Raw genomic sequence first — 24,207 nt, 5'->3', positions numbered from 1 at the left:
GGATTCAGGAATGTGCAGGCCGGCCGCCTCAACCTCGTTGGCGGGCGGCCGCTAACCCAGTGCGCTTCCAGCGCCGGGCGCGCCCCGGCTGCCGGTGGCCTGCGCGACGGATCGCGCGCCTGCGCGGTGCCCTCGTGGTGCCGGTCGTCCTGAACTGCTTGCGGACCCTCCCATGTCTTCTTCCCGCTCTGCCACTGCCCAACGCCCGGGCAGCATCGCCCACAAGTTGATGCTGGGCACCGCCGTGATCGCGCTGCTGTGCTTCGGCCTGACCGCCTTCCTGATCTACCGACAGGCCAGCGCCAGTCTGATCAGCGCCTCGCGCCAGACCATGACCAGCGAGGCCAACGCTGAGGCGCGCCAGGTGGCGGCTGATCTGGGCACGGCTTTCGCCAGCAATGACGCCATGGTCGAGGCCGTGCTGGCCCAGCGTGCCCGTGGTGACATACCCGACCGCGCCAGCCTGGCGGCGGTGCTCGGCGAACAGCTGCGTGCTCATCCTCAATGGCTGGGCAAGAGCACCATGTGGGAGGCCGATGCCTTCGACGGCAAGGATGCGGAGTTCGTCAATACCGAAGCACACGATGCCACCGGCCGCTACATGAGCTACTGGGCCTGGCAAGACGGCAAACCGCAGCAGTCGGTGATGACCGACTACACCGAGACTGCCAGCGGTTCCGGTGACTGGTACATGGTGCCCAGCCGCGACAAGCTGCCCAAGGTCAGCGAACCTTACGCCTATGACATCGCCGGCCAGAAGGTGCTCATGAGCACCCTGAGCACGCCGATCATCGAGCACGACAGGTTCCTCGGTGTATTCACCGTCGACTTCTCGCTGGCAGCGCTGCAGAAGCACCTGGCAACGCTGAAGCCGATGGGGGCTGGCCGCGTCGAACTGCTGTCGCCGAAGGGCGTGGTGCTGGCCTCGGCCAATGCCGCCGAGATCGGCAAGCCGCGCAACGATGCCCTGACCCGCACCATGCTGGCCGACATCGCCGCCGACCGTCCGTTCGAGGCCTTCAGCCCCGATGCGGCCGGCAATGTACGCGTGTATGTGCCGCTGCGCGTGGGCGACGCCCCGCAACGCTTCGCGCTGGGCGTGGTGATGCCGCATGCGGTGATCGTGTCTGAGGCACGCCAGCTGCTGTGGCTGACCCTGCTGGTCGGCGTGATCGCCGCGCTGACCCTCAGCGCCGGTGTCTACGTGCTGCTGCGCCGCTTGGCGATCCGCCCGTTGGCCGAAGCGGTGCGCGTGGCCGGTGATGTCGCCGCCGGCAAGCTGGACAGCACGCTGCCGGCGCGCAGCAACGACGAAGTGGGGCGCCTGCTGGACGCAATGCAGGGCATGCGTGGGCAGTTGCAGTCGGTGATGGCTGCGCAGGCCGAAATGGCGCGCCGCCACGATGCCGGTGAACTCAGCTATCGCATGGATGCTGCGGCCTTCCCGGGCGAGTACGGCCGCATGGTGGCCGACAGCAACCAGCTGGTGGCCTCCAGCAATGCGGTCACCCAGCGCCTGGTTGAAGTGATGCAGCGCTATGCCGTGGGCGACCTCAGCGTGGACATGGAAGCGCTGCCGGGCGAGAAGGCGGTGTTCACTGCCGCAATGGCGACCACCAAGCGCAACCTGGCTGCGATCAACGAGCAGATCCAGCAGCTGGCCGCCGCCGCCGCCGCCGGTGACTTCGCCGTGCGCGGTGATGCACTGCGCTTCGACCATGATTTCCGCCGCATGGTGGAGACGCTGAACACAATGATGCAGGTCAGCGACCACAACCTGGCGGCACTGTCGACGCTGCTGCGCGCGATCGCCGCCGGTGACCTCAGTGCCCGCATGCAGGGCGACTTCCACGGCGTGTTTGCGGTGATGCGCGACGATGCCAACAGCACCGTGCAGCAGCTGACCCAGATCGTCGGCCAGATCCAGCAGTCGGCGGCCAGCATCCGCCTGGCCGCCGGTGAGATCGCCGCCGGCAACAGCGACCTGTCGCGCCGCACCGAACAGCAGGCCGCCAACCTGGAAGAAACCGCCGCGTCGATGGAAGAACTGACCTCCACCGTGCGCCAGAATGCCGACCATGCGCTGCAGGCCAACACGCTGGCCGGTTCCGCAGCGGGTGTGGCCAGCGAAGGCGGCCAGGTGGTCAGCCAGGTGGTGCACACCATGGAGCAGATCGAGGCGTCTTCGCAGCGTATCGCCGAGATCATCTCGGTGATCGATGGCATCGCGTTCCAGACCAACATCCTGGCGCTGAACGCGGCAGTGGAAGCGGCGCGCGCCGGTGAACAGGGCCGTGGCTTCGCAGTGGTGGCCAGTGAAGTGCGGGCGCTGGCGCAGCGCTCGGCGGGTGCTGCAAAGGAGATCAAGGAGCTGATCGACGCCTCGGTGGCCCAGGTCGGTGCCGGTGCGCAGCTGGTGCACGGTGCGGGGCGCACCATGCAGGACATCGTCGGTCAGGTCGGCCGGGTCAACGAAATCATGGCCGAGATCTCGGCCGCGTCGCGCGAACAGTCGGCCGGCATCGAGCAGGTCAACCAGACCGTGGTGCAGATGGACGAAACCACTCAGCAGAACGCCGCGCTGGTGGAGGAAGCCAGTGCCGCCGCCCGTGCGATGGAGGAGCAGGCCGAGCAGCTGGCGGTGGCGGTGTCGCGCTTCCGCCTGCAGGCCGAGCCGGAGGGCATGGCCCGCCGCGCGGCCTGATGCCGGAAACGAAGACGCCCGGCGGGTGCCGGGCGTCGGTTGCATCCTTGCCGCGCATCCTGCGCAGGTCTGATGGCTCAGAACATTCCTTCAAACGGGTTCCAGCTGGCGCGTCCTTCCACCTTCTCCAGGTAGTAGCTGTAGTTGGTGCTGGAGGCGACCAGCAGGTTCATGGCGATGAACAGCATGCGCCCGACGACATCCGGCAGGAACATGGTGACGATGGCCAGCGCGATGTTGATGCCGATCACCACCAGTGCCTTGCGCCACATGCCGAGAATCAGCAGGTAGATGGCACCGAAGAACAACGCGAAGAAGTTCAGGTTGATCTTCAGGCGGTCACCAAAGGACAGTGCCTTCCAGGCCTGCTTGAAGCCGGGGTTCTTGGGGGCGCCGTGCTGGCGGAAGAAGTTGAAGCGGAACTGCCACTTCGGGCTGAACTGGGACAGGTCAGTGGTATTCATTGGGAAACATCCCTGTGAGAAAACGTTTTCATGATAGGGCAAGTCCTATTCAGGATCCAAGCGCTAGCGTCAAGAATGTGACGCCTGCCTTGTTCGCGCGCCTGCGGCCAAGCGCCGCGCCGTCACCCGCCCGCCTTGTTTTTAGGATAGGGTGCGCAGTTCCGCTGCCGCACCGGCTGAACCCGTGCGGCGGCGGGATGTCCATGGAGGTTGCATGACCACACCTGCTACACCGGAAAACGCACCGGGACCGGTGCTCCTGCCGACACCTGAAGTGGTGCAGGCACAACAACTGCTCGCACGCCAGCAACTGGCGGTGGCGATGGACCGTGCGCGCACGGCCGCCACGCGGGATGCGGCACCGGCCGCGCTGGAAAGCGAGTAACCCGCAACACCGTCGATCGCGCTGGCATGTCGCCAGCGCGATCACGGCGCGTGCCGCCGGTCAGAACCGCGCGGTCATGCTCAGGAAGTAGCTGCGCCCGGCGACGAAGTAGTCGGTGGAGCCTTCCGCATACAGCTTCTTGTCGGCCAGGTTGCTGACGCCACCGCGCAGGGTCAGCACTTCGTTGACGTTCCATGCCGCGGTCAGGTCATACAGCGTATAGGCCTTGAGGAAGGTCGTGGCGGTGCCGGTCTGCCTGCCGGTGTACTGCGCCGACAGGCTGCCGGAAAACACCGTGCTGGGCGCCCAGTCCAGCGACGAATAGCCGGAGAACTCCGGCGTATCGATCAGGTTGCGGCCGGTGGTCAGGTTCCTGGCTTCCTTCATCCAGGTCGCCGAGGTGCGCCAGCGCCACTGCTCGCCGAAGCGGACGTTGAGGTTGCCTTCCATGCCGCGGGTGCGCGCGCGCTGTACGTTGTTCATGCGCGTCCACCAGATGCCGTTGAACCGGCCCAGCGGTGCGTACTCGATCTTGTTCCGGAAGTCGGTGTGGAAATAGGTCACGCCGACATCGATCAGGTCATTGTCGAAGCTGATGCCGATCTCGCGGTTGGTGCTGGTCTCCGGATCCAGGTCCGGGTTGCCGGCCATGTAGCACCCGCCACGGGTGTAGCCCAGCGGAATCAGCGAGGTGCAGCCGCGGCCCCCGGACTGGGTAGCGGCACTGGCCGAGTTCTCGGTCAGGCTGGGCGCACGGAAGCCCTTGGAGACGCCACCGCGGATCGTCCACTGTTCGGCAGGGTGCCAGACCAGGTACGCACGCGGGCTGACGTGGCCGCCGAACTGCTCGTGATGGTCCAGGCGCGCGCCCACGGTCAGGGCCAGGGTGCGGTGCAGTTTCAGCTCGTCCTCGGCAAACAGCGCCCAGGTGTCCACGTCCAGAGTGGAGCCGCTGACCGCGTTGCCGGCATAGTCGATCGGCGCGCGGCCGATGGTGTCGGTGTTGGTCAGCTCCTGCCGCTTCCATTGGCCGCCTACGGCGAACTGGTGTTCAACGCCGAGGGTGAACGGCGTGGTCAGGCTGCCCTCGATGATCGTATCGGTGGCTTCGGAACGGCCGGCAGCACCGATGCCGTTCCTGTACTCGGTCCAGTACGCACTGATCTTCGAATTGCCGAAGCGCCACTTGCCATCGTGGTTGAGCGCCAGCGAGCTGCGCTTGAGCTCACTGGCACCCCAGGCACCTTCGTCCTGCTTTTCCAGCGACGCATCGATGAAGGCCTGCTGCACGCCGTGCCCGGCTTCCAGCGACAGTTCCTGTGCGTCGCTCAGCTTCCACTGCAGCAACGCATCGACATTGCGGTCCTTTTCGCCCGCGTAGGCATTGCCGGAGACACCGCCGTTGGAGCGGTCCGAATCGCGGCGCATGCTGTTGGCACCGATGCGCAGGCCGAAGCGTTCGCCCAGCGGCCCGGAGAACGTGGCGCCGATCTGCTGGGTATCGCCGCGCTTGCCGTCAGCCGGGCGGGTGTAGCTGTGGGTGGCGCTGCCGTTCCATTCGTCGCCGATGCGCCGGGTGATGATGTTGATCACCCCGCCCATCGCATCGGAGCCATACAGCGACGACATCGGCCCGCGCACCACTTCGATGCGCTCGATCTGGTCCGGCGAGATCCAGTTCAGGTCCTGGCGGCCGAGGTCGGGGCGATAGTTGGTCGAGGCCGAGCTGCCCATGCGCTTGCCGTCCACCAGCACCAGCGTGTAGTTGGACGGCATGCCACGCAGCTTGATCTTGGACTGCTCGCCGACGGCGCTGAGGCCGCCGGTCACGCCCGGTACGCGGCTGAGCAGGGCGGCCAGGTCCGGTACCGGCTGGCGCTCGATGTCCTCACGACTGATCACGCTGATGCTGGCCGGGGCATCCTTGATCCACTGCTGGCTGCCTGAAGCCGTGACCACCACGGTATCCAAGTCCTTGGTGCAGGCATCGGCGGCGGCCTCTGCGGCGGCCAGGCCGGGCAGGGCCAGCAGGCAGGCGGCGGCCAGGCCGGGCAGCGCCAGCAGGCAGGCGGTGGCCAGGCGGGTGCGCGGCAGGCGCGCGGAACGGGAACGGGACGACAGGGACATGACGGCTTCCATGAGAGGTGGGGTGACCCGGTGGAAGCAGCAGGCGCAGGCAGACAGCAGGCAGCCCCCCCCTTCCGTGGGTCGTCGGGTGCGCGGTCAGGACCGGCGCAGCTGGGTGGGTCGCGGCCGCGCGGAAGACGGTGACCTGCCTGGTTGATTAAATGATAACCGTTCGCGTTTGTTGCGATCCAGTACCGGGGGCGATGCAGTGACATCTGGCCATGCCCTGGCGTGATCGCCTGCTATTTGCTGAATGGGGACAAATCCCGGTGTAGACCTTCGCACCCGGCTTACATTCTGGGCCCTAGACTGGGCCGCATTTTCGATTCCGCCCCGTTGGAGATCGTGTGGGTTCCGGTAGTGACAGACATCGACTGTGCGGCGTGAGGCCGACACAGCCAGGACAAGTGCGGGCGCCGGGAAAGCGCGCCGGGAACCTTGGTGCATGCAGCCCGGCCGGGATGGCCGGCCGTGCCGACGGCGCGGAGTAAGCGACGATGGGGGTGCAGACCATCCATGCGGAAGCAGGAACGCCCCGGCTCGATGCCGGCTGGGCGCTGCTGCCCGCTGAATCGCCGTTGCCGATGCCCGAACAGACCCTGCGCGAAGGCGCACTGAAGGTCCGGCGGCATCGCACCTCGCCGCGCCTGATCGGCCTGCGCCGGCTGTACCTGTTTGGTGGCACGCTCGGCATGACCGCCGTGGCTACGCGGATGATGTGGCGGGTGCTGTCGGCCAATGGCATCAGCGTGCTCGAAGCCTGCCTGCTGGTGCTGTTCGTCGGCCTGTTTGCCTGGATCGCGCTCTCCTTTGCCAGCGCCCTGGCCGGCTTCCTGACTGCTGTGTTCGACCGGGGCTATCGGCTCGGCATCGACCCGGACAAGCCGTTGCCGGCCGTGCACAGCCGTACTGCGCTGTTGATGCCGACCTACAACGAAGACCCGCGCCGCCTGCTGGCGGGCCTGCAGGCGATCTACGAGTCGGTGGCGGCCACCGGCCAGCTCGACCGCTTCGACTTCTTCGTGCTCAGCGACACCCGCCGCGAGGACATCGCCGCTGCCGAGGAACAGGTGTTCGCCGAGCTGCGCGAGCGTGTGCCGGAGGGGCAGACGCGCCTGTTCTATCGTCGCCGTGGTGACAACAGCGGGCGCAAGGCGGGCAACATCGCTGACTGGGTCCGCCGCTTCGGCGGTGCCTATCCGCAGATGCTGATCCTTGATGCCGACAGCCTGATGACCGGCGACAGCATCGTGCGCCTGGTGGCCGGCATGGAACACAACGCCGACGTCGGACTGATCCAGACCCTGCCGTCGGTGATCGGCGGCCGCACGCTGTTCGCGCGCATGCAGCAGTTCGGTGGCCGCGTGTACGGGCCGGTGATCGCCCGCGGCGTGGCCTGGTGGCACGGCGCCGAGAGCAACTACTGGGGCCACAACGCCATCATCCGTACCCGTGCCTTCGCCGACCACGCCGGCCTGCCGGCGCTGCCGGGGCGCAAGCCGTTCGGCGGCCACGTGCTCAGCCACGATTTCGTCGAAGCGGCGCTGATGCGTCGTGGCGGCTGGGCCGCGCACATGGTGCCCTACCTCGGTGGCAGTTACGAGGAAGGCCCGCCGACGCTGACCGACCTGCTGGTGCGCGACCGCCGCTGGTGCCAGGGCAACCTGCAGCACGGCAAGGTGGTCGGCAGCCGCGGGCTGCACTGGATCAGCCGCACGCACATGCTGATCGGCATCGGCCACTATTTCACCGCACCGATGTGGGCGATGCTGATGCTGATCGGCATCGCCATCCCGCTGTTCCAGGAAGGCATCGATTTCAACGCCCTGCTGCACCTGTCGCCCAGCGTGTACTGGCGCGCACAGGATGAAGAGCAGGTGGTGCGCCTGTTCGCCGCCACCATGGCGGTGCTGCTGCTGCCCAAGGTGCTCGGCTACCTGGCAATGCTGCTGGACCCGGTCGACCGCCGCGGTTGTGGCGGTCCGATCCGTGCCTTCGTATCGATGCTGGTGGAAACCGTGCTCGCCGCGCTGATGGCGCCGGTGGTGATGTACGTGCAGTCACGCGGCGTGGCCGAAGTGTTGTCCGGGCGCGATTCCGGCTGGGACGCGCAGCAGCGTGACGACGGCGGCATCTCGTGGATGGCGTTGATCCGTGGCTACGGTGGCCTGGGTGTGTTCGGCGCCTTCATGGGCGTGCTGGCCTGGGCGGTATCGCCGTCGCTGGCGGCCTGGATGGCGCCGGTGGTGATCGGCATGGTTCTGGCCGTTCCGGTGGTGGCGCTGACCTCCTCGCGCGGCCCCGGTGCTTTCCTGCATCGCCTCGGCCTGCTCGATATCCCCGAAGAGAACATCCCGCCACCGGTGCTGGTACGCGCCGCGCAGCTGCGGCGGGAAGCGGCCGAGCAACCGCCGCTGTACTGATTGCCCCGCGCCAGCGGCATAATGCGGCTCGAACTTGAAGGAGCCGCATCATGCTGCAAACGGTGGAACAGGAAACCGGCGCCTCGCCGCAGTGGTCGGTGATCTGGTTGCACGGCCTCGGCGCCGACGGCCATGATTTCGCGCCGATCGTGCCGGAACTGGTGCGGCCGCACTGGCCGGCGCTGCGCTTCGTGTTCCCGCACGCACCCGTGCGGCCGATCACGATCAACAACGGCGTGCCGATGCGCGGCTGGTACGACATCGTGGGCATGGACTTCCGTTCGCGCGCCGACATGGCCGGCGTGCAGGAATCGGTGGTGCAGCTGGACGCACTGATCGCGCGCGAGATCGAGCGCGGCATCGCGCCGGAGAAGATCTTCCTGGCAGGCTTCTCGCAGGGTGGGGCGATCATCCTGACGGCCGCGCTCTCGCGTACCGCGCCGCTGGCCGGCCTGATCGCGCTGTCCACCTATCTGCCTGAAGCCGACAGCGCCACGCGTGTTGACGGCGCGGTGCAGGTGCCGGTGTTCATGGCCCATGGCAGTGGCGACCCGGTGATCCCGCAGGCCGTCGCAGCGCACAGCGCGCAGGCGCTGCGTACGCTGGGCCTGGATGTGGCGTGGCACAGTTACCCGATGGCCCACCAGGTCTGTGCCGAGGAGATCCAGGCACTGGGTGACTGGCTGCAGGAACGCCTGGGCGCCGCCTGAGCCATGTCGCCGGCCAGCACACCGCCATGGATGCCGGAACTGTGCCGCCTGCCACGGCTGGCGGCGATGCTCGGCCTGGCCGAGCTGGTGGTGGTGGTACTGGCGCTGGCGCCGGACGGCAGCCGTCACTGGACCTTCGGCGAACTGCTGTCGGCCAGCGGATTCGCGCTGTGGCTGGCGCTGGCGGTGACCGCCAGCCTGTGCCTGCTGCGGCAGACCCTGTCGCGGCTGCCGCCGGTGCTGGGCGCCATTGCGGCGACCGTGCTGGCAACCCTGATCGCGGTGGTCTGCGCCGGCATCGTGCACGCGCTGTACGCGGTGCTGGGCGACAGCTTCGCCAGCGGCATCAGCTTCTGGCGTTTCACCCTCGGCAGCGCGGCAACCACGGCGCTGATCGCCGCGCTGGCGCTGCGCTACTTCTACGTAAGCGATCGCTGGGCCGCGCAGGTGCAGGCCAACGCGCGCGCGCAGGCCGACGCGCTGCAGGCGCGTATCCGCCCGCATTTCCTGTTCAACAGCATGAACCTGATCGCCAGCCTGCTGCATCGTGACCCGACAGTCGCCGAGCGCGCGGTGCTGGACCTGTCCGATCTGTTCCGTGCCGCGCTGGGGGCGGGCGAGGGTGATTCCACCCTTCGCGACGAATGCGAGCTGGCCGAGCGCTACCTGTCGATCGAATCGCTGCGCCTGGGTGAACGCCTGCAGGTGCGTTGGCAGCGCGACGAGCCGCTGCCATGGGACCTGCCCTTGCCAAGGCTGGTACTGCAGCCGCTGGTGGAAAATGCCGTGCTGCATGGCATCTCGCGCCTGCCCGACGGCGGCACCATCGAACTGCAGCTGGCGCGCGAGGGCAATGAACTGCAGATCCGCGTACGCAACCCGGCACCCGATCCGCAGGCGCCGGGGCTGGCGCTGGCACGCGGCGCCGGCCATGCCCAGCACAGCATCGGCCATCGGCTGGCCTGGCGCTTCGGCAGCACCGCGCGGATGACGGCTGGCTGGAGCGAGGGCTACTATGCCTGCCAGGTGACAGTGCCGATCCAGTGAGGGAACGATCGTGAGGGTAGTCATCGCCGACGACGAACCGCTGGCGCGCGAGCGCCTGCGCAGCCTGTTGGCGGCACAGGACGGCGTGGACGTGGTGGCCGAGGCCGGCAACGGTGAGCAGGCCCTGCACGCGTGCGCGGAGCTGCAGCCGGACCTGGTCCTGCTGGATATCGCGATGCCCGGGCTGGATGGCCTGGAAGCGGCCCGCCACCTGGCCAGCTTCGAACCTCGGCCAGCGGTGGTGTTCTGCACCGCCTACGATGCGCATGCGCTGTCGGCGTTCGAGGCCGCAGCGATCGACTACCTGATGAAGCCAGTGCGTGCCGAACGGTTGGCGGCGGCGATCGCACGTGCGCGCACGTTCCTGGCCGGCCGCGATGGCCGGCCGCAGGAGCACAGCGGGCAGCAGGCACGCAGCGTGCTGTGCGCACGCCTGCGCGGCAGCCTGCGCCTGATTCCGCTGGACGATATCCACTACCTGCAGGCCGAGGAGAAGTACGTGGTGGTGCACCACGCACGCGGCGAGGACCTGATCGAGGAATCGCTGAAGTCGCTGGAAGAAGAGTTCGCCAGCCGTTTCATCCGCATCCATCGCAACTGCCTGGTGGCGCGCCACGAGCTGGTGGAGCTGCGTCGGGGCTCGAGCGGGCAGGTGCAGGCGGTGTTGCGGCATGGCAAGCAGCCGCTGGAAGTCAGCCGCCGGTGCGTGGCGACGCTGAAGCAGGAACTGCGGCACTTGTGAGAGTTCCGCGCGGCCTGCGGCCGCGACTGCTGTGAAATCAACAGCAACAGCAACAGCGGGTCATGGCTCGGTGCTTCTACGTGCTGGGCCGGGCCGGGGTGGGGTTGTGGGACACGCCGTAAACCCATCCATGGCGCCAACGGTCCCGCCGCCCCACCCCGGCCCAACCCTTACATTCGTCCAGCGTCGGACGGCAAAGGCATTGTTGTTATCGGGTGGGGAAGAGGGGTCAGATCCCTTTTCCTGCGGAAAAGGGATCTGACCCCGGAAGCCGCCGGCTGTTGCTTTTGCTTCTGCTCTTTTCTTTTGATCTTCCGTGGCTGGCGCACACGGAAACTGTCAGAGGCCGGGCGGGATGGGTTGCGCAGGGGCGTGAGCCGCATGGATGCGGCGACCGAGCTTACATGGACGTACTTGCAGCGGCCCCTGCGCAGTCCATCCCGCCCGGCCAAGCACGGCTGTTGCTTTCACGCCCCCCAGCCAGCCACGAGGGGCTCCGCCGTTGGCCGTATCCGCGCCGAAGGCGCGATAATGACCGTATGGAAACTGTCCGCATCGCTACCCGCAAGAGCCCGCTCGCCCTCTGGCAGAGCGAACACGTCGCCGACCGCCTGCGCCAGGCCCACCCCGGCCTGCACGTGGAACTGGTGCCGATGAGCACCCGCGGTGACGAGGTGCTGGACCGCTCGCTGGCCGCCATCGGTGGCAAGGGCCTGTTCCTGAAGGAACTGGAGCTGGCCATGCTGCGGGGTGAGGCCGACTGCGCCGTGCACTCGCTGAAGGATGTGCCGATGGAACTGGACGCGCCCTTCGCGCTGCCGGCGATGCTGACCCGGCACGACCCGGCCGATGGTTTCGTCTCCAACCTGTACGCCTCGCTGGACGCGCTGCCGATCGGCGCGCGGGTCGGCACCTCGTCGCTGCGCCGCCAGGCCCAGCTGCGCGCGCTGCGCCCGGACCTGGAGCTGCTGGACCTGCGTGGCAACGTCAACACCCGCCTGGCCAAGCTCGACAACGGTGGCTACGACGCCATCGTGCTGGCGGTGGCCGGCCTCGAGCGCCTGGGCCTGGGCGAGCGCATCGTCGCGCGCCTGCAACCGCCGCAGTGGTTGCCGGCGCCGGCGCAGGGCGCGGTGGCGGTAGAGTGCGACGGAGGCAACACGCGCCTGATGGCGCTGTTCGCCACGCTTGATGACGCCGCCACGCGCGCCTGCGTGGAAGCCGAGCGGGCCATGAACCGCGCGCTGCATGGCAGCTGCCACGTGCCGGTGGCGGCGATCGCGCAGTGGCAGGGCGACGACCTGCACCTGCAGGGCCTGGTCGGCAGCGCCAGTGATGGCCGCGCCGTGCGTGCCGAAGCGGTGGGCCCGGCCCGTGATCCGGAAGCGCTGGGCCAGCGGGTGGCGAAGCTGCTGCTGGACGGTGGTGCTGGCGAACTGCTGAACGTCTGAGGCACCGCAGGTAGTGCCGGCCGCTGGCCGGCAACCTCATGCCGCCGATTGAACGCTGTTGCCGGCCAGCGGTCGGCACTACCGAAATGAAGAACGGGCGCCTTGGCGCCCGTTTCTTATTTGAACTTGTAGACCACGTTCATCGTGGTCAGCGTATCGGTCTTGCGCTTGTCGACAGCGACGTCGCTGTTGTAACGCGCCTGCCAGCCGGCCTTCAGCGCCAGGTGCTCGTTCATGCTCACCGAGACGCCGAAGTCGTTCTGGCCGAAGGTGTTGTACGAACCGGATTCGACCAGCAGCGTGTTCACCAGGTCGGTGTTGTCGGTCAGCGAGTATTTCAGGTCGAACTGGCCGCGGCCGATCATGCCGGTACGGGTGCGGTCATCCTCGGTGCTGTGGGTACGGCGCACGCCGGGGCCGATCTGCGCGTCGAAATAGAAGCGCTCGGTGTTCCACAGGCGGGTGCCGTAACCCAGACCGAACGAGCTCTGGCGGTCGTAGGTGGCGAAGTCGTCGCGCTCGGTACGCACCGTGGCCGTCAGCTGGCGGTGCTCGCCCAGCTGCAGCGCGCTGCCCGCACTGCCGGTGTAGCGGTTGGCAGTGGTGTTGCTGCGGCGGGTGGTGGTGCCGTCGTCGTTGGTCTCGGTCACCTTGGAGCTGGAGCGCAGGCCGAACAGGTCCATGCTGTGCACCCAGTCGCCGTCGGTGTAGCGCAGGCGCAGGCGGCCGTTGAAGCTCTCGGTGCTGCTGTTGCCGCGTGCCGAGGCAAAGCCGAGCTCGCCGCCGCTGCCGCTCCACGGCGAGGACATCGCCGCCAGTTCGGAGGCATCCTGCGCGTATGCGAGCGGCGCACACAGCAGCAGGGGGATCAGCAGGGACACGCGCAGGGACATCGAGGCTTCTCCGGAACGGTTAACAGCCGGTGATGATACTGGAAGCGTGATGGCGGTCCGAATCGATCCAAAGCGTGCTTCAGCGAACGTTGCCGCGATCGCCTATTCAGGGCAGATCGACACGCAATGCGGGGTCGTTGAAGCGCGAATAGCGCAGGCGCAGCTGGAAGCTGCGGCCATTGCTGCTGCCGCTGCGCACGATCTGGCGTGGCAGGCCCTGGGCATCCACCCAGTACTCCAGGCGTTCGCCGGGCTGGTTGCCGCGCAGCCGGTAGTGACGGGTCTCGACCCCGTCCAGCGCCTGGCTGCCGAGATCTTCGGCCTTCAGGTCGGCGGGCAGGGCGTCGGCCGGCAGCGGGTTGCGCCACTGCTCGAGCAGGCCGGGCGGGGCCGGCACCTGGCGGATCGCACCGTCGGCCTGCAGGAACAGGGTGTCGCCGATGATGGTCTGCGGCCCGGCCGGGGTCTCCACCCGGAAACGGTCGGGTGCAACGAAGTCCATGGCGCTGCGTACCCGCTGCGGCGCGCCCAGCACTTCCAGTTCGGCGTGGAAGCTGCGCAGGGCGGCGAAACGCTGGCTGGCACCCAGCACCGCCTGTGCCGGATCGGCGGCGGGTACCGGGGCCTCGGTGCCCGCCGGCGCCGGCGCGCGATCGCAGGCGGCCAGCAGCAGGCAGGCCAGCAGGGACAGGGCAGGCAACCGGCGCATCGGGCATTCCATGGGGTGGGGGCGACCACGATAGCCCAAACGTCCCACACAAGACCCGCGACTCGGACATAATCGGGGGTATGGACCGATACGAACGCATCACCGCCCTGCATCGTCTGCTCAAGTCCGCGCGCTATCCGGTGACGGTGGCGACGCTGCAGGACAAGCTCGGTTGTTCCCGTGCCACCGTCTACCGCGACCTGGCCTTCCTGCGCGATGCGCTGATGGCACCGATCGAGGGCGACGGCGAGGCCGGCTTCCGCTACCAGGCCGACGAGAGCGACCGCTTCGAGCTGCCCGGCCTGTGGCTCAGCTCGGAGGAGCTGCATGCCCTGCTGGCCTCGCAGCACCTGCTGGCGCGCACCGGCGGTGGCGTGCTGTCGTCGGTGCTGGCCCCGCTGCAGCAGCGCATCGAGAGCCTGTTGGCAGCCCAGGCCGGTGTCTCCAGCTGGCCGGTCGATCGCGTGCGGGTGATTCCGCACCGTGGCCGCAAGTTCGATGAAGGCAGCTTCCGCAGCGTGGCCTCGGCGGTGCTGGAGCGCCGTCAGCTGGCGTTCGAGTACCGCGCCCGCTCCACCGACGAGCCGACCAAGCGCACCGTCTCGCCGCAGCGCCTGACCCATTATCGCGACAACTGGTACCTGGATGCCTGGGACCATGACCGCGAGGCGCTGCGCAGTTTCGCGGTGGACCGCATCCACAAGGCACGGGTAATCGACAGTGCCGCCCGCGATGTCGCCGACAGCGAGCTGGACGAGCAGCTCGGCGCCAGCTATGGCATTTTTTCGGGTGCGCCGAAGGGCTGGGCGACCATCCTGTTCAGCGCCAAGGCTGCGCGCTGGGTGGCCGACGAGCACTGGCATTCCAAGCAGCAGGGTCGTTTCCTGGCCGATGGCCGCTACGAACTGAAGGTGCCGTACAGCGTCTCGCGAGAGTTGCTGATGGACGTGCTGCACTATGGTTCGGATGCCGAGATCATCGAGCCGATCATGCTGCGCGAGCAGGCCAAGGCGCTGCTTGAGCTGGCCCTGAGCAACTACGAAAAATCCTGACACTCCCCCCGAGAACCCCGTCCCCCATGAAGAAGACCCTGTTGCTGTCCCTGCTCGCCGCTGCGCTGGCCCTGACCGCCTGCGGCAAGTCCGGCGAGCCCTCGCAGAAGCTGGTGGTGGCCGCCACGGCCGTGCCGCATGCCGAGATCCTCGAGGTGGTCAAGCCGATCCTCAAGCAGGAAGGCGTGGACCTGGACGTGCGCGTATTCAACGACTACGTGCAGCCCAACGACCAGCTGGTGCAGAAGCAGGTGGACGCCAACTACTTCCAGACCGAGCCGTACCTGGATGCCTACAACCGCGACCGCAAGACCGACCTGGTGAAGGTGATCGGCGTGCACATCGAGCCGTTCGGTGCGTACTCGCGCAAGGTCAAGTCGCTGGCCGAGCTGCGCGACGGTGCCGACGTGGTGATCCCGAACGATCCGAGCAACAACAGCCGCGCGCTGATCCTGCTGCACAAGGCCGGCGTGATCGAGCTGAAGGACCCGGCCAACGCGCTGTCGACCCAGCGTGACATCACCGCCAACCCGAAGAACCTGAAGTTCCGCGAGCTGGACTCGGCGATGCTGCCGCGCGTGCTGGACCAGGTCGATCTGGCCCTGATCAACACCAACTATGCGCTGGACGCCGGCCTCAACCCGACCAAGGATGCGCTGGCGATCGAGAGCAAGGATTCGCCGTACGTGAACTTCCTGGTCGCGCGCCCGGACAACAAGGACGACGCCCGTGTGCAGAAGCTGGCCAAGGCCCTGACCAGCCCGCAGGTGAAGGCCTTCATCGAGAGCAAGTACAAGGGCGCGGTGCTGCCGGCGTTCTGATTGCGGCTGATCTGTTGATTTGAATGGTGGGTGTCGACCTTGGTCGACACTGCCTGCCCTGTAGAGCCGAGCCCACGCTCGGCTCTGCTGTTTCCGGCATTTCACCAACGGCAGCCGAGCATCGCTCGGCTCTTCCGTGTCACTCCACGTGCCGCAGCAGGGCAGGGCATTGCAGTTTCAATCGACGTGGAAGGCGAGGGTGGCGGCAACTGCCTGCTGCCATCCCGCATACAGCTTCTCGCGCCGCGACACCTCCATCTGTGGCTCGAAGCGCCGGTCCAGGCCCCACTGTGCAGCGATCTGTTCGCGGCTTGACCAGAACCCGACGGCCAGGCCGGCCAGATAGGCCGCACCGAGCGCGGTGGTTTCGGTCAACCGCGGCCGCAGCAGCGGCACACCGAGGATGTCTGCCTGGAAGCCGGCCAGGAAGTCGTTGCCGATCGCACCGCCATCAGCGCGCAGCTCGGTCAGTGCGATGCCCGCATCGGACTGCATGGCATCGAGCACGTCGCGGGTCTGGTAGGCCATCGCTTCCAGCGCGGCGCGCACGAAATGCGCCTTGCCCGTGCCACGGGTCAAGCCAAACATCGCACCGCGCACATCACTGCGCCAATAGGGCGCACCCAGGCCGACAAACGCCGGCACCAGATAGGCGCCGCCGCTGTCGGGCACCTGCGCGGCCAGTGCCTGGCTGTCGCTGGCGCGTTCGATCATGCGCAGTCCGTCGCGCAGCCACTGCACCACCGAGCCGGCGATGAAGATCGACCCTTCCAGCGCATACTCCACGCGCCCGTCCAGGCCCCAGGCAATGGTGGTCAGCAGGCCGTTGCGCGACCGCACCGCCTGCGCACCGGTATGCATCAACATGAAGCAACCGGTGCCATAGGTGTTCTTGACCATGCCCGGCTGGAAACAGGCCTGGCCGAACAGTGCCGCCTGCTGGTCACCGGCGATGCCGGCGATCGGGATCGGGTGGTCGAAGAAGAACTGCGGCCGGGTGTGTGCGTATACCGCACTGGAGTCGCGCACCTGCGGCAGCATCGCGCGCGGGATGTCGAGCAGGGCCAGCAGATCGTCATCCCAGTCCAGCGTGTGGATGTTGAACAACAGCGTGCGCGCCGCGTTGCTGTAGTCGGTCACATGCGCCTGGCCGCCGCTGAGGTTCCACACCAGCCAGCTGTCGATGGTGCCAAACAGCAGCTCGCCACGTTCGGCGCGCTGCTGCGCACCTTCCACGTGGTCGAGGATCCAGCGCACCTTGGTCGCAGAAAAATAGGCATCGATCAGCAGGCCGGTCCGCTCGCGGATCAGCGCTTCATGGCCTTCGGACTTCAGTCGTTCACAGATGGCGTGGCTCTGCCGCGATTGCCAGACGATGGCGTTGTGGATCGGCTGGCCGGTGGCACGGTCCCAGACCACGGTGGTTTCGCGCTGGTTGGTGATGCCCAGTGCGGCGATATGGCGCGGGTCGATCTGCCCGCGACTGAGCAGTTCGGTCAGCGTGGCATAGACGCTGGTGAGGATCTCGCGCGGGTCATGCTCGACCCAGCCGGGTTGCGGGAAGATCTGTGCAAACTCGCGCTGCGCGCTGCCGATGATGTCGCCGGCACGGTCGAACAGGATCGCGCGCGAACTGGTGGTGCCCTGGTCGATGGCCAGCACGTAGCGGGGCGTCATGCAGCGTCTCCGGTAGAGCAGTCAGGGTAACTTACCTTTCTCTCTGTAGAGCCGAGCCATGCTCGGCTGCATTTGCACAACGCAGCCGAGCATGGCTCGGCTCTACAGAGTGGAGTGTTCGATCCACGCCTGCAGCCGTGTCACCTGCGCAGCGTCCAGCCGCAACCCCAGCTTGCTCCTTCGCCACAGCACGTCCTCGGCAGTGCGCGCCCACTCATGCTCGCGTAGAAAGGCCACTTCCCGGGCATGCAGGCCGCCGCCAAACGCCTCGCCAAGATCGTGCAGGCCCCGTACACCCTGCAGCAGTTCCGCGCTTCGACTGCCATAGGCCCCGGCCCAGCGTCGCGCGATACCTGCGGGCAACCAGGGTGCCGATACCTGCAGATGCGCGCCCGCCTGCGCGGCGTCGCCCCAGTCGCTGCCTGGCAGCGGGTCCCCGTCTGCTGTCCACGCCGCTCCCATCTGCGGCAGGGCGGGCCGCAGCAGCTCCAGCGCTTCCTCGGCCAGCACCCGGTAGGTGGTCAGCTTGCCGCCCAGCACATGCAGCGCCGGTGCCGGGTCCACCTGCAGCTGCAGGCGGTAATCGCGGCTGAGTCTTGCCGCGCGCGGATCGGGATCAGCCAGCAGCGGGCGGACACCGGCGAACTGCCAGACCACATCTTCCGGCGCGATGGGTTCATGCAGGTAGCGGTTGGCCGCTTCGCACAGGTACGCCACCTCTGAAGGCAGCACGCCGCAGCGCGCCGGGTCGCCGCGATAGTCGGTGTCGGTGGTGCCAACCAGCAGGTGGTCGTGGGCGAAGGGCAACAGGAACACCACGCGTCGATCGGGTTGCTGCAGCAGGCACGCGCTGTCATCGGGCCAGGGCCGGCGCAGGACGATGTGGCTGCCTTGTACCAGCCGCAGCGCGGGGCCGCCACTGCGTGCCTCCATCCGTTCCAGCAGGCCGCCGGCCCACGGCCCTGCCGCATTGGCGACGGCGCGCGCGGTCACCTGCTGCTGGCCATCAGCGGATTCCAGCACCGCCTGCCACCGGCCCTGCAAGGGCTGCAGGTCGATGCAGCGGCTGCGCACACGCACCTGTGCGCCCCGCTGCGCGGCATCCAGGGCGTTGAGCAGCACCAGTCGCGCGTCATCGACCTGCGCGTCGGCGTAGCTGAAGGCCTGCCGCAGATCCGGGGAAAGCCAGGGGCCGAGCGGATCGCGCTGAAGGTCCAGGGCGCGCGAGGCGGGAAATGCCGGGCTGCGACGGCCCAGGTGGTCATACAGCCACAGTCCCGCGCGTAGCATCCAGCGTGGGCGCAGATGGGGTTCCCACGGCAGCACGAAGCGCAATGGATGGACCAGATGGGGCGCCTGCCGGCGTACCACCTCGCGTTCGCCCAGCGCCTTGCGCACCAGCCCGAGCTCGCCCTGTTCCAGGTAGCGCAGGCCGCCGTGGATCAGCTTGCTGCTGGCGCTGGAGGTATGCGCGGCCAGGTCGTGCTGCTCGCACAGCAGCACGCGCAGGCCGCGGCCGCTGGCGTCACGGGCGATGCCGGCACCGTTGATGCCGCCACCGATCACCAGCAGGTCGACGTCGTCCATCGTGTCTCCGCGTCCTGTGTCTGTAGAGCCGAGCCGCGCCACCATTGACCGTGGGCGCCATTGAACGTAACGCATCGCAATGCGCGCGGAGCCCGCCGCTCGACTCGGGATAGGGGGCTTGGCTCGACTCTACAAAAAGGCAGTCGAGCATGGGCTCGACTCTACAGAACGCCGGTGACGGAAACGACGACGGGCCCCGAAGGGCCCGTCGCGTTGCATCAGTGAAGCAGGTGCAGCCTGGATCAGAAGCGGGCGCCGATGCCGAAGCCGACGGTCCACGGATCCATCTTGGCTTCGCCGATCTTCTCGCCGCCAACCTTGATGTCCGGGCGGGCGCGCATGTAGCGGGCGTCAGCACGGGCAAACCAGGTGGAGTTGATGTTCATGTCGACGCCGACGGTGCCGATCACGCCCTTGGCATCCTTGAAGCGGATGTCGGTGTCAGCGCCGTTGCCCAGCTTCTCGTTGCTGAAGCTCGACTGGTAGTAGCCGACGCCCACGAACGGACGGAACACGTTGTCAGCCTGGCCGAAGTGGTACTGGCCGCTCAGCGCGACCGGCTGCTGCTCGACCGAGCCCAGGCGGGCGTTGTTCGGGCCCTTGAACTTGTTGTCGAACTTGTCAGCGGCGCCCCACAGTTCAACGGCCCAGTTGTCGTTGATGTAGTAGCTGAAGCTGACGGTCGGCGCCGGACCACCATCGGTCTTCTTCACGCCGGAGATCGGGTCGTTCTTCGGTTCCAGCAGCGAGATGCCGCCAACAACGGCAAAATGCTTGCCCGACGCGGTGTCGGTGCTGCTGCTGTCCTGGGCGAAAGCGGCCGGCGCGAAGGCGGCGGAGGTCAGCAGGGCGAGACTCAGGATACGGATGGAGCGCATGGGGGTATCTCCTAATGTTTCTTGTTTTGGGCCCCCGGTTGCGGGGCGAGCACACCGTAGTCGCCCCAACATGAATCGAATCCGACGCACGTTAAAAAATAGTTTTCCTTGTTCAGCGACCGGTACGGAACGCCTGTATTCATGGGGTTTCTGGCGCTCGGGGACATTCATGCAGTTGGAGAAGATGTGAGCACAGCAACGTTGTGCATTGGCTTGCAAGCGCAGGTGAACGTGGAGTGCAGGGTGCTGCTGCTGGGCTCGATGCCGGGCGTGGCGTCCCTGCAGGAGCAGCGCTATTACGCCCATCCGCGCAACCGCTTCTGGCCGCTGATGGCCGACATCTGTGGTTTCGACGCGGATCTGGCCTACGCCGCGCGGCTGCAGGCATTGAATGCCGCGGGCATCGGTCTGTGGGATGTGATCGGTCGCTGCGAGCGCCGAGGCAGCCTGGACGCGGACATCGTGCGTGGCACGGAAGTGGCCAATGCACTGCCGGAACTGATCGCCACGTTGCCTGAGCTGACGCTGATCGGCTGCAATGGCGCTGCATCATGGCAGGCGTTCCACCGCTGGGTGCTGCCGCAGCTGGAGGCCCCGCCACAGGTGGTTGCATTGCCCTCGACCAGCCCGGCCAATGCGGCGTGGTCGTTGCCGCGCCTGCGCCAGGCCTGGCAGCCGGTTGCAGACGCACTGGCGACATGAAGCGGACATCGTCCGGACAATACGCTACCGACTGGTCGCGGCCGGGACCCGTGGGCAACGGCCTGTCCCGGCTGCGTGCGTACTGAAAACACCTGTAACGGTTGGCGCTGGACCCCGCTGGCCGCACAATAGACGTTTCCCTACACCAGATTGCCGGAGTTATCCCCATGGCCGAAATCAAGGAAGCACTTGTCCCCGATATCGGTGACTACAGCGATATCCCGGTAATCGAGGTGCTTGTCGCCGTCGGCGACACGGTCAAGAAGGACCAGGGCCTGGTGACGCTGGAAAGCGACAAGGCGACGATGGAAGTGCCGTCCTCGGTGGCAGGCGTGGTCAAGGAACTGAAGGTCAAGGTGGGCGACAGCCTGTCCGAAGGCAAGGTCGTGGCGCTGATCGAAGTGGCCGAAGGCGAAGCCGCCGCGCCGGCCGCCGCCGCACCGGCACCGGCCAAGTCCGCTGCCCCGGCTGCTGCCACCCAGAGCGCGCCGGCCCCGGCCGCCGCTGCGGCGGCCGCTCCGGCCACTCCGGCCGCCAGCGGTGGCGCAGTGGAAGCGCTGGTGCCGGACATCGGCGACTACGCCGGCATCCCGGTCATCGAAGTGCTGGTCGCCGTCGGCGACACGGTCAAGAAGGACCAGGGCCTGGTCACGCTGGAAAGCGACAAGGCCACGATGGAGGTGCCGTCGTCAGTGGCCGGTGTGGTCAAGGAGATCAAGGTCAAGGTGGGCGACAACCTGTCGCAGGGCGACGTGGTTGCCATCATTGAAGCCGAAGGCGCTGCCGCGCCGGCACCGACCAAGGCGGCGGCTGCCGCTGCTCCGGCTGCCGCCGAGACCGCCACCAAGGTCGAGCCGGTCGCTGTGCCGGCACAGCCGGACAAGCTGGCGGCGCGCGAGATCGCTTCGGCCGGCACCCCGTCCAGCCCGCCGGTGCAGTTCAACGCCGATGGCGTGCTGCCGGCCAAGGTGCCGTACGCCACCCCGGCGGTGCGCGTGTTCGCCCGCGAGCTGGGCGTGGACCTGCTGCAGATCAACGGCACCGAGAAGGGGGGCCGCATCACCAAGACTGACGTGCAGAAGTTCGTCAAGGCCGCGCTGAGCGGTGGCGCGCCGGCTGCCGGTGGTGCTGCCGTCGCTGCCGGTGGAGGCCTGAACCTGCTGCCGTGGCCGAAGGTCGACTTCAGCAAGTTTGGCGAGACCGAAGTCCAGCCGCTGTCGCGCATCAAGAAGATCTCCGGCGCGAACCTGGCCCGCAACTGGGCGATGATCCCGCACGTCACCCAGTTCGAACAGGCCGACATCACCGACCTGGAAAGCCTGCGCGTCGCACTGAACAAGGAGAACGAGAAGGCCGGCATCAAGCTGACCATGCTCGCCTTCCTGATCAAGGCCAGCGCCGCGGCGCTGAAGAAGTTCCCGGAGTTCAACGCCTCGCTCGATGCCAGCGGTGAAAACCTGACCCTGAAGAAGTACTTCCACATCGGTTTTGCCGCCGATACGCCGAACGGCCTGGTCGTGCCGGTCATCCGCGACGTGGACAAGAAGGGCGTGGTGCAGATCGCGCAGGAAACCGGCGAGCTGGCCAAGAAGGCGCGCGACGGCAAGCTGGGCCCGGCCGACATGAGCGGCGGCTGCTTCTCGATCAGCTCGCTGGGCGGCATTGGCGGCACCGCGTTCACTCCGATCGTCAATGCACCGGAAGTGGCCATCCTGGGCGTGTCCAAGTCCTCCATCCAGCCGGTCTGGAATGGCAAGGAGTTCGCGCCGAAGTTGATGCTGCCGCTGTCGCTGAGCTACGACCACCGCGTCATCGACGGCGCCCTGGCCGCACGCTTCACCACGTACCTGTCGCAGGTGCTGGCCGACATGCGCCGCGTGCTGCTGTAAGGCATCGCTTCGCCCCCACCGTGCGGCCGCTGCCCCTGGCGCGGCCGCGTGAACAGATGCAGTGACAGCCCGCCGGCCATGCCGGCCGGGCACAAGGAAAACCACCATGGCCACGATTGAAGTCAAGGTTCCCGACATCGGCGATTACAGCGATGTTCCGGTGATCGAAGTGTTGGTCGCCGTCGGCGACACGGTGAAGAAGGACCAGGGCCTGGTGACCCTGGAGTCGGACAAGGCCACCCTGGAAGTGCCGTCCTCGGCGGCCGGCGTGGTCAAGGAGATCAAGGTCAAGCTGGGCGATACCCTGTCCGAAGGCGCCGTGGTCGTGGTGCTGGACGCTGAAGGCGCCGCCGATGCCCCCGCCAAGCCCGCTGCGCCGGCTCCGGCTGCGGCCGCTCCGGCCAGCAAGCCGCCGGTGACCCCCTCGCACCGCGCCCCGGCCGAGCCGGTGGCACCGAAGCCGGCGCTGTCCAGTGGCAAGCCGGCCGACATCGAATGCGAAATGGTCGTGCTGGGCTCCGGCCCGGGCGGCTACACCGCCGCCTTCCGCGCCGCCGACGTCGGCCTGGATACGGTGCTGGTCGAGCGCTACGCCAGCCTCGGCGGCGTCTGCCTCAACGTCGGTTGCATTCCGTCCAAGGCGCTGCTGCACGCTGCCGCGGTGATCGACGAAGTCGCCCACGCCGGCGATTTCGGCGTCGAGTTCGGCAAGCCGACCATCACCCTGGACAAGCTGCGCCAGTACAAGGAAAAGGTCGTCAACCAGCTGACCAAGGGCCTGGCCGGCATGGCCAAGCAGCGCAAGGTCCGCAACGTGCAGGGCGTCGGCAGGTTCCTCTCGGCCAACGAACTGGAGATCACCGCCGCAGACGGCAGCACCCAGCTGCTGCGCTTCCAGAAGTGCATCATTGCCGCTGGTTCGCAGGCGGTGAAGCTGCCGAACTTCCCGTGGGACGACAAGCGCGTGATGGATTCCACCGACGCGCTGGAGCTGGCCGAAGTGCCGGGCTCGCTGCTGGTCGTCGGCGGCGGCATCATCGGCCTGGAAATGGCCACTGTGTACAGCGCACTGGGCAGCAAGGTCACCGTGGTCGAGTTCATGGACCAGCTGATGCCGGGCGCCGACAAGGACCTGGTCAAGCCGCTGGCCGACCGCCTGAAGAAGCAGGGCATCGAAGTGCACCTGAAGACCAAGGCCTCGGGCGTCACCGCCGATGCCAAGGGCATCACCGTGACCTTCGAGGCGGCCGAGGAAGGCCAGGCACCGGCGCTGGCGCAGGGCACTTTCGACCGTGTTCTGGTGGCCGTCGGGCGTTCGCCGAACGGCAAGAAGATCGATGCCGAGAAGGCCGGTGTGCAGGTCACCGAGCGTGGCTTCATCCCGGTTGATCGCCAGATGCGCACCAACGTGCCGCACATCTTTGCCATCGGCGACATCGTCGGCAACCCGATGCTGGCGCACAAGGCAACGCACGAAGGCAAGCTGGCTGCTGAAGTGGCCGCTGGCCACAAGAAGGAGTGGGTGGCCCGGGTGATTCCGTCGGTGGCCTACACCAACCCGGAAATCGCCTGGGTGGGCGTGACCGAGACCGAAGCCAAGGCCAAGGGCCTGAAGGTCGGCGTGGCCAAGTTCCCCTGGGCCGCCAGCGGCCGCGCGATCGGCATCGGTCGCACCGAGGGCTTCACCAAGCTGATCTTCGATGAGGAGACCCACCGCATCATCGGCGGCGCGATCGTCGGCGTGCATGCCGGTGACCTGCTGGCCGAGATCGGCCTGGCCATCGAGATGGGTGCCGAAGCCGAAGACATCGGCCACACCATCCATGCGCACCCGACGTTGAGCGAATCGGTGGCGATGGCCTCGGAAATCTACGACGGCACGATCACCGATCTGTACATGCCGAAGAAGAAGTAAGGCGCCCGCGCCGTTCCGAACGAAAAGCCCC

At 67.4% G+C, this 24,207-nt stretch carries 19 protein-coding genes; 12 read left to right on the top strand and 7 right to left on the bottom strand.

The window, feature by feature from the left end; all coding sequences use genetic code 11:
- Positions 1-172: 172 nt before the first annotated feature.
- Positions 173-2,704, top strand: a complete 2,532-nt coding sequence (locus ACS0OT_RS17495) for a methyl-accepting chemotaxis protein (protein ID WP_065196875.1) — start codon at positions 173-175, stop codon at positions 2,702-2,704.
- A gap of 77 nt (positions 2,705-2,781) precedes the next feature.
- Here ACS0OT_RS17495 and ACS0OT_RS17490 read toward each other — a convergent pair whose 3' ends face one another.
- Positions 2,782-3,168, bottom strand: a complete 387-nt coding sequence (locus tag ACS0OT_RS17490; RefSeq protein WP_005419554.1) for a DUF2628 domain-containing protein — start codon at positions 3,166-3,168, stop codon at positions 2,782-2,784.
- 214 nt (positions 3,169-3,382) lie between these two features.
- Between ACS0OT_RS17490 and ACS0OT_RS17485 the strand changes: the two genes are divergently transcribed.
- A complete protein-coding gene (locus ACS0OT_RS17485; RefSeq protein ID WP_005419553.1) occupies positions 3,383-3,553 on the top strand; it encodes a hypothetical protein in 171 nt (56 codons plus the stop codon).
- A 60-nt stretch (positions 3,554-3,613) separates the two neighbouring features.
- Here ACS0OT_RS17485 and ACS0OT_RS17480 read toward each other — a convergent pair whose 3' ends face one another.
- Positions 3,614-5,680, bottom strand: coding sequence for a TonB-dependent receptor domain-containing protein (locus tag ACS0OT_RS17480; protein ID WP_442255916.1), 2,067 nt, complete (start codon positions 5,678-5,680; stop codon positions 3,614-3,616).
- A 497-nt stretch (positions 5,681-6,177) separates the two neighbouring features.
- On the opposite strand from ACS0OT_RS17480, the gene mdoH reads away from it, so the two are divergent.
- The 5 genes from mdoH (at position 6,178) to hemC (ending at position 12,053) form a co-directional block, all read left to right on the top strand.
- A complete protein-coding gene (mdoH, locus tag ACS0OT_RS17475; protein WP_005419550.1) occupies positions 6,178-8,103 on the top strand; it encodes a glucans biosynthesis glucosyltransferase MdoH in 1,926 nt (641 codons plus the stop codon).
- Between the two features lie 50 nt (positions 8,104-8,153).
- On the top strand, positions 8,154-8,813 hold the full coding sequence (locus ACS0OT_RS17470) for an alpha/beta hydrolase (RefSeq protein ID WP_005419549.1): 660 nt from the start codon (positions 8,154-8,156) through the stop codon (positions 8,811-8,813).
- 3 nt (positions 8,814-8,816) lie between these two features.
- Positions 8,817-9,860, top strand: coding sequence for a sensor histidine kinase (locus ACS0OT_RS17465; protein WP_171955784.1), 1,044 nt, complete (start codon positions 8,817-8,819; stop codon positions 9,858-9,860).
- A 10-nt stretch (positions 9,861-9,870) separates the two neighbouring features.
- The gene (locus tag ACS0OT_RS17460; protein ID WP_065178002.1) at positions 9,871-10,602 is read left to right on the top strand and encodes a LytR/AlgR family response regulator transcription factor; all 732 of its coding nucleotides are present in this window, start codon (positions 9,871-9,873) and stop codon (positions 10,600-10,602) included.
- Between the two features lie 539 nt (positions 10,603-11,141).
- Positions 11,142-12,053, top strand: coding sequence for a hydroxymethylbilane synthase (gene hemC / locus ACS0OT_RS17455; RefSeq protein ID WP_065178003.1), 912 nt, complete (start codon positions 11,142-11,144; stop codon positions 12,051-12,053).
- Positions 12,054-12,169: 116 nt separating this feature from the next.
- Here hemC and ACS0OT_RS17450 read toward each other — a convergent pair whose 3' ends face one another.
- Both ACS0OT_RS17450 and ACS0OT_RS17445 read right to left on the bottom strand, forming a co-directional pair.
- Positions 12,170-12,946, bottom strand: a complete 777-nt coding sequence (locus ACS0OT_RS17450; RefSeq protein WP_005419541.1) for a DUF481 domain-containing protein — start codon at positions 12,944-12,946, stop codon at positions 12,170-12,172.
- Positions 12,947-13,052: 106 nt separating this feature from the next.
- Positions 13,053-13,655 carry a hypothetical protein gene (locus ACS0OT_RS17445; protein WP_069139700.1) on the bottom strand — a complete coding sequence of 201 codons (603 nt, stop codon included), beginning with the start codon at positions 13,653-13,655 and terminating at the stop codon, positions 13,053-13,055.
- 80 nt (positions 13,656-13,735) lie between these two features.
- Between ACS0OT_RS17445 and ACS0OT_RS17440 the strand changes: the two genes are divergently transcribed.
- Positions 13,736-14,707, top strand: coding sequence for a helix-turn-helix transcriptional regulator (locus tag ACS0OT_RS17440; protein ID WP_005419539.1), 972 nt, complete (start codon positions 13,736-13,738; stop codon positions 14,705-14,707).
- A 26-nt stretch (positions 14,708-14,733) separates the two neighbouring features.
- Positions 14,734-15,528: a MetQ/NlpA family ABC transporter substrate-binding protein gene (locus ACS0OT_RS17435; RefSeq protein ID WP_053500668.1), complete on the top strand. Its 795-nt coding sequence runs from the start codon at positions 14,734-14,736 to the stop codon at positions 15,526-15,528.
- 177 nt (positions 15,529-15,705) lie between these two features.
- On the opposite strand, the gene glpK is transcribed toward ACS0OT_RS17435, so the two are convergent.
- The 3 genes from glpK to ACS0OT_RS17420 all read right to left on the bottom strand — a co-directional run bounded on the left by glpK (position 15,706) and on the right by ACS0OT_RS17420 (position 19,670).
- The gene (gene glpK, locus ACS0OT_RS17430; RefSeq protein WP_065178005.1) at positions 15,706-17,205 is read right to left on the bottom strand and encodes a glycerol kinase GlpK; all 1,500 of its coding nucleotides are present in this window, start codon (positions 17,203-17,205) and stop codon (positions 15,706-15,708) included.
- Positions 17,206-17,307: 102 nt separating this feature from the next.
- Positions 17,308-18,792: a glycerol-3-phosphate dehydrogenase gene (glpD, locus tag ACS0OT_RS17425; protein WP_262089895.1), complete on the bottom strand. Its 1,485-nt coding sequence runs from the start codon at positions 18,790-18,792 to the stop codon at positions 17,308-17,310.
- Positions 18,793-19,034: 242 nt separating this feature from the next.
- On the bottom strand, positions 19,035-19,670 hold the full coding sequence (locus tag ACS0OT_RS17420) for an OmpW/AlkL family protein (RefSeq protein ID WP_005419535.1): 636 nt from the start codon (positions 19,668-19,670) through the stop codon (positions 19,035-19,037).
- A 186-nt stretch (positions 19,671-19,856) separates the two neighbouring features.
- Between ACS0OT_RS17420 and ACS0OT_RS17415 the strand changes: the two genes are divergently transcribed.
- From ACS0OT_RS17415 to lpdA, 3 genes are all read left to right on the top strand, one after another.
- Entirely contained in the window at positions 19,857-20,372 is a 516-nt protein-coding gene (locus ACS0OT_RS17415) for a DNA-deoxyinosine glycosylase (protein WP_164093231.1), read from the top strand.
- 167 nt (positions 20,373-20,539) lie between these two features.
- Entirely contained in the window at positions 20,540-22,261 is a 1,722-nt protein-coding gene (gene aceF / locus ACS0OT_RS17410) for a dihydrolipoyllysine-residue acetyltransferase (RefSeq protein WP_329889641.1), read from the top strand.
- Between the two features lie 106 nt (positions 22,262-22,367).
- Positions 22,368-24,176 (top strand): dihydrolipoyl dehydrogenase, encoded by a 1,809-nt coding sequence (lpdA, locus tag ACS0OT_RS17405; protein ID WP_164093229.1) that lies wholly within the window; start codon positions 22,368-22,370, stop codon positions 24,174-24,176.
- Positions 24,177-24,207 lie beyond the last annotated feature (31 nt).

The sequence above is a fragment of the Stenotrophomonas maltophilia group sp. RY12688 genome (genome assembly GCF_052149045.1).
Lineage (GTDB): Bacteria > Pseudomonadota > Gammaproteobacteria > Xanthomonadales > Xanthomonadaceae > Stenotrophomonas > Stenotrophomonas sepilia.
The sequence above is the reverse complement of the archived record's forward strand: the minus strand, read 5'-3'. Positions and strand labels throughout refer to the sequence as shown.